We start from the raw sequence: 16,810 nt of genomic DNA on the forward strand, positions 1-16,810 counted from the left end.
TCGATCGCGGTGGCCATACGCACGAAGGGCATCCTGACGACGGATGCCCTTCGTGGTTTTCCCGGGTGGTGCGGGTGAAACGCGGTTCCTACGGAGGCGTCGTGCCGCCGCCAGGAGGAGGGGCGTTCCCACCGCCGGCCGCGACGGATGCTGCACCGCCGATGCCCAGGGCGAGCGCGCCGAGCGCCGTCAGCACGGTGCGCTTCCGCGAGAAGGTGCGGACCTGCACCTCCTCGATCATGCCGCGCGGAATCGACGTGGTGGTGCCACTCGACTCGAATTGCTGCCTGGTGGTGGTGTACATCTTCGCCACCGAGACGACCAGCGAGTCGGGGGAGGACCGGAGCACGGCACCCTCGACCTCATTCACGTTCTGGCCCAGCGCGGACTGGAGCGCCACCGACCCTGCAGCGGTGAGGCGGACCGTGACCGGTGTCGCCTCGGGGAGTGCCGTGTTGGTGGTGGGCACGAAGGCATAGCAGGCCGTGGTGGCGAGTTGCCCCACGGCGAGCAGTGCCCCACAGGCCAGACGCCGGGCCGCGATGTTCCGCGGCCCGGCGCTGGAGGAGCGGTGAGGCTCCACGGTCATCACTTGCAGGCCGTGGGACGATCCTGTGCGGCCACGCCCGGGTTCGCATCCTTGAGCACCTGGTTCTGCGTGCGCTCGTCGAAGCTGATCGGGAAGAAGCAGGGCCGCTTGGTGGCTGCGTTGATCGGCAGCCAGCGATCGGCCGGCAGGTTGAAGCGGTAGTGATCATGCAGGCGACGGCCCTGCATGAAGAGCCCGACGCGGCGCTCGTGGATCAGGATCTCCTGCGCGGCCGGCGTGCCGGCCCATGCCGGCTTGCTGTCGATCGCACGGGCGAGGTTGATGTTCGTCGTGAAGTCCGGCGTGTTGCCGGCCGCCAGCGCCGCCTCGGCGAGGATGAGGTACATCTCGCGGGCCGAGGTGAGCGTGTAGCCGAGGAACTGCCCCGACGACTGGCGGCAGCACTCGTTGATCATCGTCGCCAGTGTGGCATCCGGCGCCCCGCCGACCGGATCGGTCAGCTTGATGCCCGCGATGCCGGCGTCGACGACCGTGGCGGTGCCGTTCACGTACGGCGCGCCGGCGCGCAGCTCGAGACGCTGGTTCATCTCGAAGCCGGTGTTGAAGTATCCACCGTTGTTCTGCGCGGTCGACGTGAGCTTGAAGCGGTACGAGCCCGCACCCATCGCGGTCAGCGCCGCCGCAGCGTCGGCGGAGGCGCCGGCGTCGTTGACGAGCGGGGCGGACGGGAACCCGCGCGGGGCGCGGAGCTTCGTCCAGACGGCCTTGCTGAACTTCGCCCGCGCCCGCATGCCGAGCGCCTGGCGCTGCAACTCGGCGTTCGAGAGCGTGGCGGCCAGCGTGGCCGCCTTGGTGAAGTACGCGACCGCCGAGTCCAGCGTGACCTGCATGTTCGCCTCACCGACCGACACCCCGGAATTCGTCCGGTCGGAGGCGATGATGAAGTCCTCGTAGTTCTCGCCGATCACCAGGTAGGCGGTCCCTGCGAAGATGTAGGCGCGTGCCAGGTCCTCGCGCTTCGGCAGTGCCGTGCCGAAGGCCTCGAGCTTCGCGACGGTGAAGTCACCCTGCCAGCGCGCCTGGCTGACGTACGGGTAGGTGCCGTTGCTGTACTCGTTGACCGGGTCGCCGATGTCACCACCGTCGAGCAGGTTCCAGTACTCGCGTGAGCCCGCCCACTGCAGTTCGTCGGAGGCGGCACCGGAGATGCCGACCAGGCCGTTGACCGCGTTCTGGAGCGCACCACCGAGGCCGTTCACCATCGAGGTGGCGGCCGCCGGATCGGCGAGCGCCTCCTCGGTGACCGCGTTGACGTTCGAGACGTCGGTGTTGAAGAGACCACATCCGGCCAGCGTGGCACTGGCGCCCAGGAGCAGGGCGCCGGCACGGAGCTGACGGGAGCGGTGCATCAGGTACTGCGCGATGCGTGTGTGCATGAGTCTGTCCGCTCTCCGATTAGAAGCCGAAGTTGACCGAGAAGGCAAAGCGACGATACACCGGCACGCCGAAGGCTTCGGTGCTCGTCAGGAAGTTCTGGTCGAGCGTCGAGGCGGAGCGGTCGATGGCGTTCACCTCCGGATCCACGCCCGGGTACTTGGTCCAGATGAGCAGGTTGCGGCCGGAGGCCGTGATGCTCATGGTGCGGGCACCGAGCTTCGAGGCGAGCGTCGGGCTCACGTCGTAGGTCATGGCCAGCTCGCGCAGGCGCAGGAAGGTGCCGTCCTGGCCCTGGTTCAGGCCCGGCTCCAGCAGGCGACGGTACTTCGTCACGTAGAGCTGGGCCGCTGCCAGGCGCTGTTCCGGCGTGGACGCCGGATTCAGCAGCGTGGAGTGGATCGCCGTGAACTCGGCCCGGTTGGAGCCGATCGACGGGTGCTGCGACAGGCGGAAGCCGTCGGTCAGGTTCTGGACCTGGAAGCCGGTGCGGTACTCGAACAGCGTCTGCACCTTCCAGTTCTTGCGGAAACGGTACGAGCCGCCGAGGGCGCCGGTCCAGTCGGGGAACACGTCACCGTTGCGCTGCTCGAACAGGATGCCCGTGCCCTGGTAGTCGGCCAGGAGCGGCTGCAGCGTGCTCTGGACACCCGAGTTGAGCAGGTCGCGCGGGGTGGCGAAGTAGGCGAGCAGTTCCGCCTGCGTCGCGGCGGTGCCGCGGCCGTTGAAGTTGATCGGGGCTTCGGTCGCCGGGTTGTAGCAGGCGATCGGCTTGTTGGCCGAGTTCGTGGCCGGGCCGCCCGCCGGGCAGGCGGTGGCCAGCAGCGGCTCATACAGCGAGCCGAGCGGATCGCCTTCCTTCAGGAAGCCACGGTAGCGGAAGTAACCGACCTTGATCGGCGGCGCACCGCCCAGGCTGGTGAGCGTCTGCTTCAGGTACGCCGCGTTCGCGAACAGCTCGAGTGCGCTGGTGGCGGTGCGGATCGGGAAGAAGCGGACGTTGAGTTCCAGGCCGTTGGCCGAGATCTCGCCGATGTTCGTCAGCTGCGTGTTGCGGAAGCCGCCGGACGTCGGGAACTGCCGGGAGACGAGGGCGTCGCGGACCTTGCGATCCCAGGCCGTGAACTCGAAGGCGAGGCGGTTGTCGAAGAAGCCGGCCTCGAAGCCACCCTCGATCTCGGTGGAGATCTCGGGCTTCAGGTCCTCGCTGCCGAGGTTCTGCGGTGCCAGGCCGGCGCCGAACTCCGACGTCAGCGGCTGGAACGTGGTGAACTTGTCGAAGGCGCCCGGCTGGCGGCCCGACTGGCCCCAGGCCGCGCGGAAGCGCAGGGTGGAGAGGCGGGTGCTGCTCCACGACTTGCGATCCGACGGCACGATGGAGAGCGAGGCCTTCGGGTAGAACACACCGGGCGAGTTCTCGCCGAACGCGCTCGAGAAGTCGTAGCGGCCGCCGACGGTGCCGAAGATCCAGTCGTTCCAGCCGATCTGGCTCTGGCCGAAATAGCCACCGTTGATGGTGGTCAGGAGCGACTCGCCGTTGGTGATGGCGGTGCCGCCGGCCCCGACGACCTCGATGCCCGGGCCCGGGAAGGCCTGGGAGTTGGCGCTGGTGGTCTTCTGGTTGGTGTTGAAGACCTGCACACCGCCGACGGTGGCGGTGCTCCAGCTGGAGCCGAAGTTGCGGTTGTACGCGACCTTGGCGTCGAGGGTGCCGACGCGGGTGTTGTCGTTGAACACGCTGCGGGCGCCGGTCACGGTCTGCGACGTGAACAGGTCCACGTTGTAGCCGAAGCGCGAGAACCCGATGTCACGGCCGGCCGTGTAGTCGTAGCCGAGCGTGGCGCTGTAGGTGAGGTTCGTGGTCTGGTTGTACGACATGTCCAGCGAGCCCACATAGCGCGACACGGCCGTCTCGTTGATCTGGCCCATCGACTCACGCACGGTCATGAACGCCTGGTTGCCGAACATGTTGCCGGGACCGGTGCAGGTGCCATCACCGACGTTGGCCGAGGCGTTGCAGTTCGCACGCTCCGGGCGGGCCATGTAGGCCAGCGAGTTCACGCCGTAGATGTTGTTGTTCGTTTCCGGCGACTTCTGCGCGATGTTGTAGTAGTTGTTGTTGAAGCGCATCCGGAAGTTCTTGAACGGCGTCAGCGTCAGGTTGGCCGACGTCTGGATGCGGCGGATCTCGTCCGACGCCACGCCGAGCTGCTTGCCGCCGAACGGGCCGTCCTCGCTGTACACGCGGCCGCTGGCGAAGTACGTCACGGCGTTGCCGCCGCCGGTGACGTTGGCGCCGACCGTCGTGCCCATGCCCGTCTCGGTGAGGTTGTCACGGAAGACGTTGGTGGAGATGGTCTCGAAGGGCCTGATGGTGCGGCCGTAGAACGCGGTCAGCGAGTCGGCCTGGCCCTGCGTCCGGGCGAAGCCGGTGTTGGCCGCCACGCGGTCCGGGAAGCGCATCGCCGACTGCTCGGCGTTGAACGACCAGCGCGGGGCGCCCTGCGAGCCGACCTTGGTGAAGATCTGGATCACGCCGTTGGACGCCTCGGTGCCGTAGAGCGTGGCCGCCGCGGCGCCCTTCAGGACCTCGACGCGCTCGATGGTGTTCGGGTCGATGTCGTCGAGACGGGTGGTGGCACCGCCACCGCCGCCGCCGCCGCTCGCCCCGTTGTTCATGCGGACGCCGTCGATGAAGATGATCGGCTCGTTCGACTGCGAGAGCGACGAGTTGCCGCGGATGCGGATCGAGGCGCCCTGGCCGGCGAGGCCGCCGCCGAGCACGCCCACCAGGCCCGGCTCTCGCGCCGTGAGCAGGTTGGAGATGTCGGCCACCGGCGCATTGGCCGGCGGGGCGATCACCGCCACGGTGTTGCCGAGGCGCTTGGTCTCGGTCTTCTGGCCAGACCCGGTCACGACGACCTGGTTGAGCTGGATCGCCGAGGTGCTGAGGGTGAAGTCCGCGCGGGCGGTCTGCCCTGCGGTGAGCGACACCGACTTGGACGCCGGGGTATAGCCGAGCGCACGCACCCGCACGAGCACTGTCCGTGACCCACCCGTCACGGGCACACCGACGATGCGGTAGGTGCCCTGCGCATTCGTGAGCGCGCCCAGACGCGTCTGGTCGATGAAGACCGAGACCGCCTCCAGGGCGCGCGTCGTTGCGCCGTCCGAGACCTTCCCTTCAATGATCGCTGTGGCGTTCTGCGCCTGTGCCGAGGTCGCCATCACGGCGAGTCCTCCGGCCAGACCAGCTGCCCACAACGCACGTCCTACCCACGCGACACGTCGCATCCTGACCTCCGCCTGCTGGGTGGGTAATGCCTGCGCGACACCGGCTTCGGTCCGCATGAACCTGAGGTTCTACGGTTGGTTTTACCTGACGCGGAAACATTTCGCAACTGCAGGGGTAAGCAACCGGCCGATCCCTTGAGTGCAGCAGCCGGGACGGCGCGGGGGCGTGGCCGCGGCAAGCGGGCCCGGCCGGGAATAATCCGCGGGAGTCGCATCGCGTGATCCCTGACATGCCACGCCACGATCCAGCGCGGCCGGCGTGTGGCCGGCGACGAACTCAGCAGCAGCGCGAGCCCGGCCGGCTGTACCTGGCCTCGAGTCGTGCCTTGGCGAACTCGGCCTGACACATGACGGGCTCGTCAGGATGCTGCGTGCGCATGTGCCGGACGTACCGATCGTAGTCCGGCACGCCGATCACGGTGCGCAGGACATGGATCCACTTCCGGACGATTGCGTGTGACATATGGATCAGTCTGCCGCAAACAACGTCGCCGACTGCGCGGGGACCTCGCTGCTCCCCGCCGGCACCCGCCCGCCCAGCACGCCGAGCCACATCCGCACCGACTCGAACACGATCACCAGCACCGAGACCAGGAAGAACGCCGCCACCGCCGCGTCGAGCCGGTCATTGAACACGATGCGCGGCAAAGCCTCCAGCGACTTCACCCCTGGGGGCAGCGTGCCCGCCGCGTGCAGGTCGGCGAACTTCGCCGCGTGCGACAGGAAGCCGATGCGCGGGTCGGGACTGAACAGCTTCTGCCATCCGGCGGTGAGCACCACCACCAGCAGCCACGCCAGTGGCAGCATGGTCACCCACGCATGCCGCGCCTTGCCCATGCGGATGATCACCGTGGTGCCGACGCAGAGCGCCACCGCCGCCAGCAACTGGTTCGCCATGCCGAACAGCGGCCAGAGGGAATTGATCCCGCCGAGCGGGTCGGTCACGCCCTGGTAGAGGAAATGTCCCCACATCGCGACGAACACCGCACTCGCGATCCACACCGCCGGCGTCCAGGTCACGTCACGGAACTTCGGCCACACCTGGCCCCCCAGGTCCTGCAGCATGAAGCGGCCCACGCGCGTGCCGGCATCGAGCGTGGTGAGGATGAAGAGCGCCTCGAACATGATCGCGAAGTGGTACCAGAGCGCCATGCCGCCGCCGCCGAGGGCGCGGTCGAAGAGGTGGGCCATCCCCACTGCCAGTGACGGCGCCCCGCCGGTGCGGCTCAGCAGCGAACTCTCGCCCACGCTCTTCGCCAGGGCATCCATCTCCCCCGGCTGCAGCACGAACCCCCACTGCTGCACCGCCAGGGCCGCACTCTCGGCGGTGGTCCCGAGCGCCGCCACCGGGGCATTGATCGCGAAGTAGACGCCCGGCGTGAGCACGCAGGCGGCGATGAGCGCCATGATCGCCACCAGCGATTCGGTGAGCATGGCGCCGTAGCCGACGAGCTTGGCATCCGGCTCGCGCGACAGCAGCTTCGGCGTCGTCCCGCTGGCGATCAGGGCGTGGAACCCGCTGATCGCCCCGCAGGCGATGGTGATGAAGACGAAGGGAAAGACCTTCCCGCTGAACACCGGGCCGGTGCCGTCCACGAACCGGGTCACCGCCGGCATCTGCAGCGGCGGCAGCACCAGCAGGATCCCCACCGCCAGGGCCACCACCACGCCGATCTTCACGAAGGCGCTCAGGTAGTCGCGCGGGGCCAGCAGCAACCACACCGGCAGCACGCTGGCGGCGAACCCGTATCCCATGATCAGCAGCGCCAGCGTGGGCCCGCTCAGCGTGAACATCGGGGCCAGCGCCGGATTCTCGGCCACCCACTGGCCGGCCCACAACGCACCCGCCAGCATCACCAGCCCGATCGCGCTCGCCTCCAGCACCTTGTCGGGGCGCACGTAGCGCAGGTACAGCCCCATGAACATCGCAATGGGAATGGTGAGGCTGATCGTCACCGTGCCCCACGGGCTGGACTTGAGGGCGTTCACCACCACCAGCGCCAGCACCGAGATCAGCACCACCATGATGCCGAGCACCGCGACCAGCGCCGTGATGCCGGCCACGGGGCCGATCTCGTCCTTCGCCATCTGGCCGAGCGAGCGCCCGTCACGCCGGACACTGGCGCAGAGAATGACGAAGTCCTGGACCGCGCCGCCGAGGACCACGCCGATGATGATCCAGAGGGCGCCGGGCAGGAACCCGAACTGCGCGGCGAGGGTGGGTCCGACCAGCGGGCCCGGGCCGGCGATGGCGGCGAAGTGATGCCCGAAGACGACCCATTTGTTCGTCGGCACGTAGTCGTGCCCGTCCGCCTTGCGCACCGCCGGCGTGGCGCGGTCGGGGTCGAGGGCGAAGATCGACGTGGCGATGAAGCGCGCGTAGAACCGGTAGCCGACGAGGTACGTGCAGATGGCGGCAGTGAGCAGCCAGGCGGCACTGATGGACTCTCCGCGCGAGAGCGCCACGCGGCCGAGCGCGAAGGCGCCGGCGGCGGCGATCAGGATCCAGAGCAGAATCGATCGGACGGAGCGCATGGGTCGGGAGGCGGGGAACCGGCGAGTGCGAGGCGCCGTGACGGTACCCGGCGGTGCAGCATCGGGGCAAGGCGTGCGGGCCGCGCGCGTGGCTCTCGCGCGCGACTATCTTGGGCGCATGTCCAAGTGCACAGACTTCCCGCGATGGCACGCCGCGGCGTGGCCGGCTGCCGCGCTGCTGGTCGCGGCCTGCGGTGGCACGCCGGCCCCCGCGCCCTCTCCGGCCCCGGCGCCGGCTGCCGCACCGTCCGCACCGGTGGCGGCCGAGCCTGCGCCGATGCCGACGCCGACGCCGACGCCGCCACCACCCGCAGCGGCACCGGTGTTCGGGGCGTTCGCGTCGCAGAAGGTCGTGGTCTTCCCGCTGCAGCGCTATGCGGTGAGTGATTCGGCCTGGATGCCGGCCTCCGGTGCCGTCGGGCGTGCCCGCGCCGCGGTCTTCGATTCCACGCTCACGGCGGCATTGCGCGACCGCGGCCTGGGGGCGTCCTGGTCGCTGCCGCCGAACACCTCGCGCGTGGCGCAGGGTGACGTGATGAACCGGACCGATCCCCGCGCGCTGCCCACGGTGGGCCTGGCACCGAGCCGCCGCCCCAACGATCTCGACCTGCGCGAGCCGCTGGCCACGCAGCTCCGCGCGATCGTGGCGCTGGTGCCCGACGGACGGATGGTGCTGGTGCCGCTCGAGGCGCGGGTGACCGGGGGCGCCGGCGCCCGGCAGGCGACGCTGCGCCTCGCCTTTCTCGACGCCCGTCAGTCGTCGGTGGTGTCGTTCCCCGACGTGACGGGACCGGCCGCGTCCGATGAACGGGCCGCGCTCCGCGCCGCCGTCGAGAAGTTCGCGGACATGGTCGTCGTCCCGTAGCCGCGGAGCCGACACTCTTCCCGGGTCCGCGCGGCCCCTCGCGCCGCCCGCCCGCGCCTTTCCTGACCACGTTCCCGACGTCTTCCATGTCCACCACAGTCACGCTCATCCCCGGCGACGGCATCGGCCCCGACATCACCGAGGCCACCATCCGGGTCCTGGCCGCCGCCGGTGCCGACCTGGTCTGGGACCGTCAGATGGCCGGCGCCTCGGCCGCGGCGCGCTACAACGACCCCATTCCCGAGGCCACGCTCGACTCGATCAAGAAGAACCACGTCGCGCTGAAGGGCCCGCTCGAGACGCCGGTGGGCGAGGGGTACCGCAGCGTGAACGTCGCGATGCGGAAGACGTTCGACCTGTATGCGAACGTCCGGCCGGCGCACGTGATCCTGCACGGCGGGCGCTTCGAGAAGGTGGACATCGTCATCATCCGCGAGAACCTCGAGGGGCTGTACTACGGGGCCGAGCACTACATCCGCATCGGTGACGACCCCAAGGCGGCGGCCGAGAGCGTCGCGCTGATCACGCGCTACGGCTCCGAGCGCGCGATCCGCTACGCGTTCGACTACGCGGTGAAGCACAAGCGGAAGAAGGTGACGCTCGTCCACAAGGCGAACATCCTGAAGTACACGCAGGGGCTGTTCCTGGACGTGGGGCGCGAGATCGCGAAGGAGTACGCCGGCCGCGTGCAGTTCGAGGACCGCATCATCGACGCCATGGCGATGCAACTGGTGCTGCGGCCCGAGAACTTCGACGTGATCGTGACCACGAACCTCTTCGGCGACATCCTCTCCGACCTCGTCTCGGGGCTGGTCGGTGGGCTGGGCCTGGCCCCGGGCGCGAACATCGGGCCCACGGCCGCGATCTTCGAGGCGGTGCACGGCACGGCACCGGACATCGCCGGCAAGGGCGTCGCGAATCCCGGCGCGCTCATCCTCGCGTCGTGCCTGATGCTGGACCACCTGGGGGACACGGTGCGTGCGGAGCGCATCCGCACCGCCCTGCACGCGGCGATCGACGCACGGGAATCCCTCACGCGCGACCTTGGCGGCAGCGGCACGACGCAGCAGTTTGCGGATGCGATCATCGCCCGGCTCTGAGTGATCGCGGTCCTGCGACGCATGGGGAAGCACGGCATTGGGACGGACTGAGGAGTCTCGCGTGACCCGGATCCTGCACGTCTCCGACCTGCACTTCGGCCGGCCCGCGGTGCCGCTGCAGATCGACGCCATCGAGGCGCTCATCCAGGATGAGCAGTTCGACGTGGTGGCGGTCAGCGGTGACGTGAGCCAGCGGTCGCGCTCCGGCGAGTTCCAGCGTGCGCAGGCCTTCCTGCGCGACGCCCGCAAGGTGAGCGAGACGATCGTGGTGCCCGGCAACCATGACGTGGCCTGGTGGAACGCCCCGCTCGGCCTCGGTGACACCGAGGCGCTCTACGCGGACTTCCGCCGCTACATCAGCCCGGAGATCGAGCCGGTGCTGGACGTGGCCGGTGCGCGGCTCTGCGGGCTGAACACCAGCCACGGCATCACGCGGCGCACCCTCACGTGGAACATGCGCGACCTGAGCGTGATGGGTGACGTGACCCGCACGCAGCTCGAACGCCTGCGCGGGCGGTTCGAGGCGGCGCCCGCCGATGCCGCGCGCGTGGTGGTGATGCACCACAACCCCGTGCGCGGCGAGTTGAGCCAGCGCCACGGACTGAAGCAAACGAAGAAGGTGCTCGGCGCCTTCGCCGAGATGGGGGTGGACCTCGTGCTCTGCGGCCACGATCACCAGGAAGCCGTGCACTTCGTCGAGCACACGAAGAAGGGCACGGTGATCTCGACCGCCGGCACCGTCAGCAGCCGGTCGCGGGGCGGGCGACCGTCGAGCGTGAACTGCATCGACATCAGCACCGACGAGATCCACATCGTGACCTGGATCTGGGAACCGGCGGCGCGCCGGTTCGGCCCGGGACCGGTGAAGGTGTTCCAGCGGTGATCCAGTGGCTGACGCGCCGGTTCTCGCGGGACCCGGGGCAGCTGGGGTTGTTCGAGGTGACGCAGCCGGTGGCAGGGCCGGGCGTGCGTCCCGTGCCGCCACGCGATGCGCCGACGTCCGTCCGCGCGCCCGATGCAGCCCCGGGGGCCCCGGGCAGCACCGCGCGCACCGTGGATCCGGTGGCGTTCCTGGCGCTGCTGCGCGCGCGCGGCATGCGCGGCGTGGAGCAGCTCGTGTTCACGCGCAACCGGCGCACGATGGTGAGCCTGGCAGGTGGTGTGATGCGCGTGCACGAGGGGTTCGCTGCCGCGCCGGCGCCGGTGCTCGATGCGATCGCGACCTTCGCCACCACCCGCAACCGCGCCCGCCGCAGTGCGGCGCGCGAGGTGATCGTGGCGTTCCCGGTGCCGATCCGGCCACCCACACGCCGGCCGGCGGCGGCCCACTACGCCGATGCACCGCTGGCGGCACGCCTCACCCACCTGCATCAGCAGCTCAACCGGCGGCACTTCGCAGGGGCGCTGGCACCGCTGGAGATCCAGGTGTCCCGCCGACTCGCACGCCGCCTCGGGCACTACACGCCGCGTGCGCAGACGGGCCTGCCGGCTGGCGAAATCGTGCTCTCGCAGCGGCACATCAAGCGCGACGGGTGGGTGGAGGCGGAGCACACGCTGCTGCACGAGATGGTGCACCAGTGGCAGGACGAGACCGGGCGGCCCGTGGATCACGGCACGGGGTTCAGGGTCAAGTGCCGCGAAGTCGGCATCGAACCGGCGGCCACGCGGTTGATCCGCCACTCGTCGTGATGCCAGCCCGGCGCGATTGACCGCGGCATCGCCAGGGCGCTGATTGCAGCTGCAGCAGCCGACAACAGCGATAAGGAGCGAGTGATGCGACGCATGGCCTGGGTGGGAATGGCCGCGTGCCTGGTGGCAACGGGCGCCGGGGCGCAGCGGGTGGTGAACACGGCCCCGCTGCGGGCCGAGATCGAGCGGCGGACGGCCGCGGTGACACCGAAGGTCGTGGCCTGGCGCCGCGACATCCACGAGCACCCGGAGCTCTCGGGCGAGGAGGTGCGCACGGCGGCGCTGGTGGCGGCGCACCTGCGTGCGCTCGGCATGCAGGTCACCACCGGCGTGGGCGGGCACGGCGTCGTCGGGGTGCTGCGCGGCGGGCGTCCCGGTCCGGTGGTCGGCCTGCGCGCGGACATGGACGCGTTGCCGGTGGCCGAGCAGGTGGACATCCCGTTCAAGTCACGCGTCACGAGCACCTACCGCGGGCAGACGGTTGGGGTGATGCACGCCTGCGGGCATGACAACCACGTGGCCATCCTGATGGGCGCCGCCGAGGTGCTGGCGGGCATGAAGGCGACGCTGCCCGGGACGGTGAAGTTCATCTTCCAGCCGGCCGAGGAAGGGAAGCCGAACGGCGAGGGCGGTGCGGCACCGATGATCGCGGCCGGCGCGCTCGAGAACCCGCACGTGGATGCGATGTTCGGGCTGCACGTCGGCCCCGGACCGCTCGGATCGCTGGGGTACCGGGTGGGGCCGATGCTCGCGGCGGCCAACTCGTGGTCGCTGGTCGTGCACGGGCGGCAGACGCACGGCGCGCTGCCGTGGGGTGGCGTGGACCCGATCGTGATCGGTTCGCAGATCGTGATGGGGCTGCAGACCGTCATCAGCCGGCAGACGGACATCACCGCGGTGCCCGCGATCGTGACGGTGGGCGCCATCAATGGCGGGGTGCGCAACAACATCATCCCGGACAGCGTGGTGATGGTCGGCACGATCCGCACCTTCGACCCGCGGCAGCGCACCGACATCTTCGCGCGGATGAAGCGGACGGCCGAGCAGATCGCGCTGTCGGCGGGGGCGACGGCGTCGTTCAGCGTGGACAGCGGCTATCCCGTGACCATCAACGACACCGCGCTCACCACCCGGATGGTGCCGACGCTCCGCTGGGCCGCCGGCGAGGCCGGCGCCGGCACGCGGCCGATGAGCACCGGGGCGGAGGACTTCTCGTATTTCCAGGAGAAGGTGCCGGGGCTGTTCGTGATGATGGGTGTGACGCCGAAGGACAAGGATCCGCGGACGGCGGCGCCGAACCACTCGCCGCTGTTCTTCGCCGACGAGGCCGCCCTGCCCACCGGGGTGAAGGCGATGGCTGGGCTGGCGGTGGACTGGCTGGCGGCGGGGAAGCCGACCGACGGGGCGACGGGGGCGGGGGGCCGCTGAGGCGTGCGCCGGGCCGGGCACGGTGCGCCGGCCCGGCTCGTTCGTCCCCGGCAGCGGGGCACGGGGTCGGGTGTCGCGTTCCGGCGCTGTGCCGGGTCCGTTAGCCTTATCAGCTCAGGACGCGCCGCTTGTGGCCGCGCCCCCCCGACGACCTTCCCTGGCGGAGACCGTGCCATGGCCGTGCATATGGATCCCGAAGCCTCGCTGCTGCCGTCAGGTCACCTGACGGCCCGCGACGGTGACCTGTTCAACATCGATGCCGCGCTGACCGAGGAGGAGCGTGCGATCCGCGACTCGGTCCGCCGCTTCGTGGACGAGAAGATCTTCCCCATCATCGGCGACTGCTACACCGAGGGCCGGTTCCCGAGGGAGCTGATCCCGGAGATGGCGGCGCTGGGGATGTTCGGCGCCAACCTGCCCGAGGAGTACGGCTGCGCGGGGCTCAGCAGCGTGGCGTACGGGCTGATCATGCAGGAGCTGGAGCGGGGCGACAGCGGCATCCGCAGCTTCGCCAGCGTGCAGGGGGCGCTGGTGATGTATCCCATCTTCGCGTTCGGCAGCGAGGCGCAGAAGCGCCAGTACCTGCCGAAGATGGCCACGGGCGAGATCATCGGCTGCTTCGGCCTGACCGAGCCCGATGCCGGCTCCAACCCGGGCGGGATGATCACGCGTGCGCGCCAGCAGGCCGACGGCAGCTGGGTCATCAACGGCGCCAAGATGTGGATCACCAACGGCTCGCAGGCCCACGTCTCGATCATCTGGGCCAAGACGGCCGACGGGGACGAGAACGGCAAGTCGATCCGCGGCTTCATCGTGCCGACGAACACGCCCGGCTTCACCGCGAAGGACCAGAAGGGGAAGCTCTCGCTGCGCGCCAGCGACACCAGTGAGCTGGTGCTGGTGGACGTGCACGTGCCGGCGGATGCGATGCTGCCCGAGGTCCAGGGACTGCGTGGTCCGCTGAGCTGACTGACGCATGCGCGCTACGGCATCTCGTGGGGCGCGATAGGTGCCGCGATGGCCTGCTACGAGGAGGCGCTCAGCTACTCGAAGGAGCGCATGATGTTCGACAAGCCGATCGGCGCCTTCCAGATCCAGCAGGTGCGCCTGGCCGACATGATCACGGAGATCATCAAGGGCCAGCTACTCTCGCTGCACCTGGGCCGGATGAAGGACCTCGGCACGTTCAACTCGCACCAGGTGTCGGTGGCGAAGCGCAACAACGTGAACATCGCCACCAACGTCGCGCGCGAGGCGCGGCGGCTGCTGGGCGCCAACGGCATCCTGGCGGAGTACCACAGCATGCGGCACATGGCGAACCTCGAGAGCGTGTACACGTACGAAGGCACGCACGACGTGCACTCGCTCATCATCGGCAACGCCGTCACGGGGCTCGCCGCCTTCAAGTGACGCGAGGCCGGTGACGGCGCGCGGTGCCGGTCTCGTCGGCACCGCGCGCCGTTCTGTTTTCACTGGTGCCATGCACGGCACCGGATGGCACAACCCCTGCACCATGCGGCACCCGCCGGCAGTCGCAGGGTATTCCCGCGCGGGACGTCCGCTGCTGCAGCGACGTCCCGCGTGCTGTCGTGCTCAGTTCGACCTTCCGGAGTCACCGATGGGTTCGCTCGTGCAGTTCGTCTGCTTCACCACCGCCCTGCCGCAGGACGAGTTCCTGCAGTCGTGGGAACCGTTCGCCTCGGCCTTCCTGGCGCGTGGCATCCACCGCATCGTGCTGTCGGAGAACGTCGCGCGGTCGGGTGAGCCGGGCTTCGACTACGTCTCGCGCAACCTGTGGGACGAGAGCCGCTTCGAGCGCGCGTTCCCGCACGGCGTGCGTGGCAGCGGCGGGCTGGGCGCGATCGGCGTGCTGCAGGCGGGGGCCTTCCGCCTGGTGGATCCCCCCACCTTCGACCTGCAGGCCGGCCCGCGCTCCGACAGCAAGCTGATGGTGTTCCTGATGACACGCGCCGGCCAGCGCGAGCGCACGCGCGCCGCGATCCGCGCCGCGCTGCAGGACCCTGCGATCACCGGCTGTGCGTTCTACCTGAAGGACGGGGATGCGCGCACCGACCGGTTCGATATGGTGGTGGAGGTGTTCGGCCGTGACGATGGTGCCTGCGAGGATGCCGTGGCACCGCTGCGTGCGGCAGTGGCGCCGTTCGTGACGGCGGCCGCGGTGATCGTCTCGACGTTCCACGAGGTGGCGGAGCTGGGCGTCGAGGCGCGCAAGGACTGAGCGGGCACACGGCGCCGCGTCAGTCCCGCCGGTACACCCGCCGCGTCGCCAGGGCCTTCACCCACGGCGGCAGGTGGCGCGCGAGGAACACTGCCACCTTGTAGTGCGCCCCAGGCACGCAGACCACCGGCCCGTCCCGTTCCAGCTGGCGCAGCGATGCCTCCACCACCTGCTCGGCGGTGAGCCACATCCACGCCGGCGCGCGCCCCTCCTGGTCGTCGGACATGCGCTGGTGGAACTCGGTGTGGGTGAAGCCGGGGCAGAGCGCCTGCACGCGGATCCCCGCCGGCCGGCACTCCAGCGCGAGCCCCTCGCTGAAGCTCCGCTGGTACGCCTTCGTCGCGCAGTAGTTCACGTTCCCGGTGCTGTTCACGAAGCTGGCGACGCTGGCCACCGTCACCACGGCCCCGCTGCCGGCCTGCGTCATGCGCAGGAGCGCCGCGCGGGTGATGCGGTTCACCGCGATCACGTGCAGGTGGAGCATCCGTTCCTGCTGCGCGAGCGGTGAGTCGGCAAGGAGCCCCCGGGTCCCGAAGCCGGCGTTGTTGACCAGCAGGTCCAGCCGGTCGGCCCCCTGGATCGCGGCCTCGGTGGCGGCGAGGCCGGCATCGGTGGCCAGGTCCGCCACCACCGGGCGCGCGGTCGCGCCCGTCGCCAGCAGCTCGGTGGCGAGCGTCTGCAGCCGGTCGCCGTCCCGCGCGACGAGCAGGAGGTCGTAGCCCCGGCGGGCGAGGGCGCGGGCATAGACCCTGCCGATACCTGAGGAGGCGCCGGTGACGAGGGCGAGGGGACGTGTGGGCATGCCTGTAAGATGATGTCCCGCCCGGGCCCCGTCGCCTGCAGACCGGGCCCCGGTTGGCTATTTTTCTGGTCTGCAACCTTTCCTCGTCTTTCCCCACAGTCTTCGGGAGTGCCAGCGGTGAAGATCGCCGTGTGCATCAAGCGCGTCGCCGACATGGGTGCGCGATTCCAGATCGGCGCCGACGGCGCCTCGGTGTCCGAAACGGGCATCAAGTACGACATGAGCGACTTCGACGAATGGGCCGTCGAGGCCGCCCTGCAGCTCAACGAGAAGCATGGCGGCGGCGAGGTCACCGTCATCTCGCTCGGTCCCGACGCGGCGCAGGAGACCATCCGCAAGGCGCTCGCGATGGGTGCCGACAAGGGCGTGCACCTGAAGGCCCCGGCGATCCCGTTCGACGGCTTCGCGATCGCCGAGGCGCTGGCGGCGGAGCTCCGGGATGGCGGCTACGACCTGATCCTCTTCGGCCGCATCGCGGTGGACAGCGCGGCGGGCGTGACCGGCACGATGGTGGCGGAACTCCTCGGGCTGCCGTGTGTGACCGCCGTCTCGAAGCTCGAGGTGACGGGCACCAGCGGCACCGGTGAGCGCCAGGTGGAAGGGGGCGTCGAGACGCTGTCGTTCCCGTTGCCGGCGCTGTGCACGATCGACCAGGGGCTGGTGACGCAGGCGCGCTACCCGAGCCTCAAGGGCATCATGGCGGCGAAGAAGAAGCCGCTCGAGAGCAAGCCGGCGCAGCTCGGCGCGATCTCGGTGAGCGTCTCGAAGATGGAACTGCCGCCCGAGCGGTCCGCCGGGCGCATCGTGGGTGAAGGTGCCGCTGCCGTGCCGGAGCTCATCCGGCTCCTCCAGACCGAAGCGAAGGTGCTCTGAG

15 protein-coding genes are annotated in these 16,810 nt (G+C 69.8%); 9 read left to right on the forward strand and 6 right to left on the reverse strand.

Going from position 1 to position 16,810, the window contains the following annotated elements:
* Positions 1–88 precede the first annotated feature (88 nt).
* The 5 genes from IT355_00380 to IT355_00400 form a co-directional block, all read right to left on the reverse strand.
* On the reverse strand, positions 89–589 hold the full coding sequence (locus IT355_00380) for a hypothetical protein (GenBank protein MCC7051687.1): 501 nt from the start codon (positions 587–589) through the stop codon (positions 89–91).
* Positions 589–1,986, reverse strand: a complete 1,398-nt coding sequence (locus IT355_00385; protein ID MCC7051688.1) for a hypothetical protein — start codon at positions 1,984–1,986, stop codon at positions 589–591. The genes IT355_00380 and IT355_00385 overlap by 1 nt, the downstream gene beginning before the upstream one ends.
* A gap of 19 nt (positions 1,987–2,005) precedes the next feature.
* Positions 2,006–5,215, reverse strand: a complete 3,210-nt coding sequence (locus IT355_00390) for a SusC/RagA family TonB-linked outer membrane protein (protein MCC7051689.1) — start codon at positions 5,213–5,215, stop codon at positions 2,006–2,008.
* A gap of 340 nt (positions 5,216–5,555) precedes the next feature.
* Positions 5,556–5,741: a YbdD/YjiX family protein gene (locus IT355_00395; protein MCC7051690.1), complete on the reverse strand. Its 186-nt coding sequence runs from the start codon at positions 5,739–5,741 to the stop codon at positions 5,556–5,558.
* A 5-nt stretch (positions 5,742–5,746) separates the two neighbouring features.
* Positions 5,747–7,813, reverse strand: a complete 2,067-nt coding sequence (locus tag IT355_00400) for a carbon starvation protein A (protein MCC7051691.1) — start codon at positions 7,811–7,813, stop codon at positions 5,747–5,749.
* Between the two features lie 118 nt (positions 7,814–7,931).
* Here IT355_00400 and IT355_00405 point away from each other — a divergent pair, with 118 nt between their 5' ends.
* From IT355_00405 to IT355_00440, 8 genes are all read left to right on the forward strand, one after another.
* Positions 7,932–8,678: a hypothetical protein gene (locus IT355_00405; GenBank protein ID MCC7051692.1), complete on the forward strand. Its 747-nt coding sequence runs from the start codon at positions 7,932–7,934 to the stop codon at positions 8,676–8,678.
* Positions 8,679–8,764: 86 nt separating this feature from the next.
* The gene (locus IT355_00410; protein MCC7051693.1) at positions 8,765–9,778 is read left to right on the forward strand and encodes an NAD-dependent isocitrate dehydrogenase; all 1,014 of its coding nucleotides are present in this window, start codon (positions 8,765–8,767) and stop codon (positions 9,776–9,778) included.
* A 61-nt stretch (positions 9,779–9,839) separates the two neighbouring features.
* Complete coding sequence (locus IT355_00415; protein ID MCC7051694.1) at positions 9,840–10,661, forward strand: metallophosphoesterase; 822 nt, start codon at positions 9,840–9,842, stop codon at positions 10,659–10,661.
* The gene (locus IT355_00420; GenBank protein MCC7051695.1) at positions 10,658–11,467 is read left to right on the forward strand and encodes a SprT-like domain-containing protein; all 810 of its coding nucleotides are present in this window, start codon (positions 10,658–10,660) and stop codon (positions 11,465–11,467) included. The genes IT355_00415 and IT355_00420 overlap by 4 nt, the downstream gene beginning before the upstream one ends.
* Positions 11,468–11,575: 108 nt before the next feature.
* Positions 11,576–12,895, forward strand: coding sequence for an amidohydrolase (locus IT355_00425; protein ID MCC7051696.1), 1,320 nt, complete (start codon positions 11,576–11,578; stop codon positions 12,893–12,895).
* A 174-nt stretch (positions 12,896–13,069) separates the two neighbouring features.
* Positions 13,070–13,864: an acyl-CoA dehydrogenase family protein gene (locus IT355_00430; protein ID MCC7051697.1), complete on the forward strand. Its 795-nt coding sequence runs from the start codon at positions 13,070–13,072 to the stop codon at positions 13,862–13,864.
* On the forward strand, positions 13,865–14,305 hold the full coding sequence (locus tag IT355_00435; protein MCC7051698.1) for a hypothetical protein: 441 nt from the start codon (positions 13,865–13,867) through the stop codon (positions 14,303–14,305).
* A 208-nt stretch (positions 14,306–14,513) separates the two neighbouring features.
* Positions 14,514–15,134, forward strand: a complete 621-nt coding sequence (locus tag IT355_00440) for a hypothetical protein (protein ID MCC7051699.1) — start codon at positions 14,514–14,516, stop codon at positions 15,132–15,134.
* Between the two features lie 19 nt (positions 15,135–15,153).
* Here IT355_00440 and IT355_00445 read toward each other — a convergent pair whose 3' ends face one another.
* Complete coding sequence (locus tag IT355_00445) at positions 15,154–15,936, reverse strand: SDR family oxidoreductase (GenBank protein ID MCC7051700.1); 783 nt, start codon at positions 15,934–15,936, stop codon at positions 15,154–15,156.
* Between the two features lie 117 nt (positions 15,937–16,053).
* Between IT355_00445 and IT355_00450 the strand changes: the two genes are divergently transcribed.
* Complete coding sequence (locus IT355_00450) at positions 16,054–16,809, forward strand: electron transfer flavoprotein subunit beta/FixA family protein (GenBank protein ID MCC7051701.1); 756 nt, start codon at positions 16,054–16,056, stop codon at positions 16,807–16,809.
* Position 16,810: the final 1 nt, after the last annotated feature.

This window comes from Gemmatimonadaceae bacterium (assembly GCA_020851035.1).
GTDB lineage: Bacteria > Gemmatimonadota > Gemmatimonadetes > Gemmatimonadales > Gemmatimonadaceae > JACMLX01.

Bases quoted from the DNA above. Each gene is read 5' to 3' on its own strand.
- IT355_00380 (MCC7051687.1), bottom strand. From the start codon at position 589: ATGACCGTGGAGCCTCACCGCTCCTCCAGCGCCGGGCCGCGGAACATC.
- IT355_00385 (MCC7051688.1), bottom strand. From the start codon at position 1,986: ATGCACACACGCATCGCGCAGTACCTGATGCACCGCTCCCGTCAGCTC.
- IT355_00395 (MCC7051690.1), bottom strand. From the start codon at position 5,741: ATGTCACACGCAATCGTCCGGAAGTGGATCCATGTCCTGCGCACCGTG.
- IT355_00400 (MCC7051691.1), bottom strand. From the start codon at position 7,813: ATGCGCTCCGTCCGATCGATTCTGCTCTGGATCCTGATCGCCGCCGCC.
- IT355_00405 (MCC7051692.1), top strand. From the start codon at position 7,932: ATGTCCAAGTGCACAGACTTCCCGCGATGGCACGCCGCGGCGTGGCCG.
- IT355_00410 (MCC7051693.1), top strand. From the start codon at position 8,765: ATGTCCACCACAGTCACGCTCATCCCCGGCGACGGCATCGGCCCCGAC.
- IT355_00425 (MCC7051696.1), top strand. From the start codon at position 11,576: ATGGCCGCGTGCCTGGTGGCAACGGGCGCCGGGGCGCAGCGGGTGGTG.
- IT355_00430 (MCC7051697.1), top strand. From the start codon at position 13,070: ATGGCCGTGCATATGGATCCCGAAGCCTCGCTGCTGCCGTCAGGTCAC.
- IT355_00440 (MCC7051699.1), top strand. From the start codon at position 14,514: ATGGGTTCGCTCGTGCAGTTCGTCTGCTTCACCACCGCCCTGCCGCAG.
- IT355_00445 (MCC7051700.1), bottom strand. From the start codon at position 15,936: ATGCCCACACGTCCCCTCGCCCTCGTCACCGGCGCCTCCTCAGGTATC.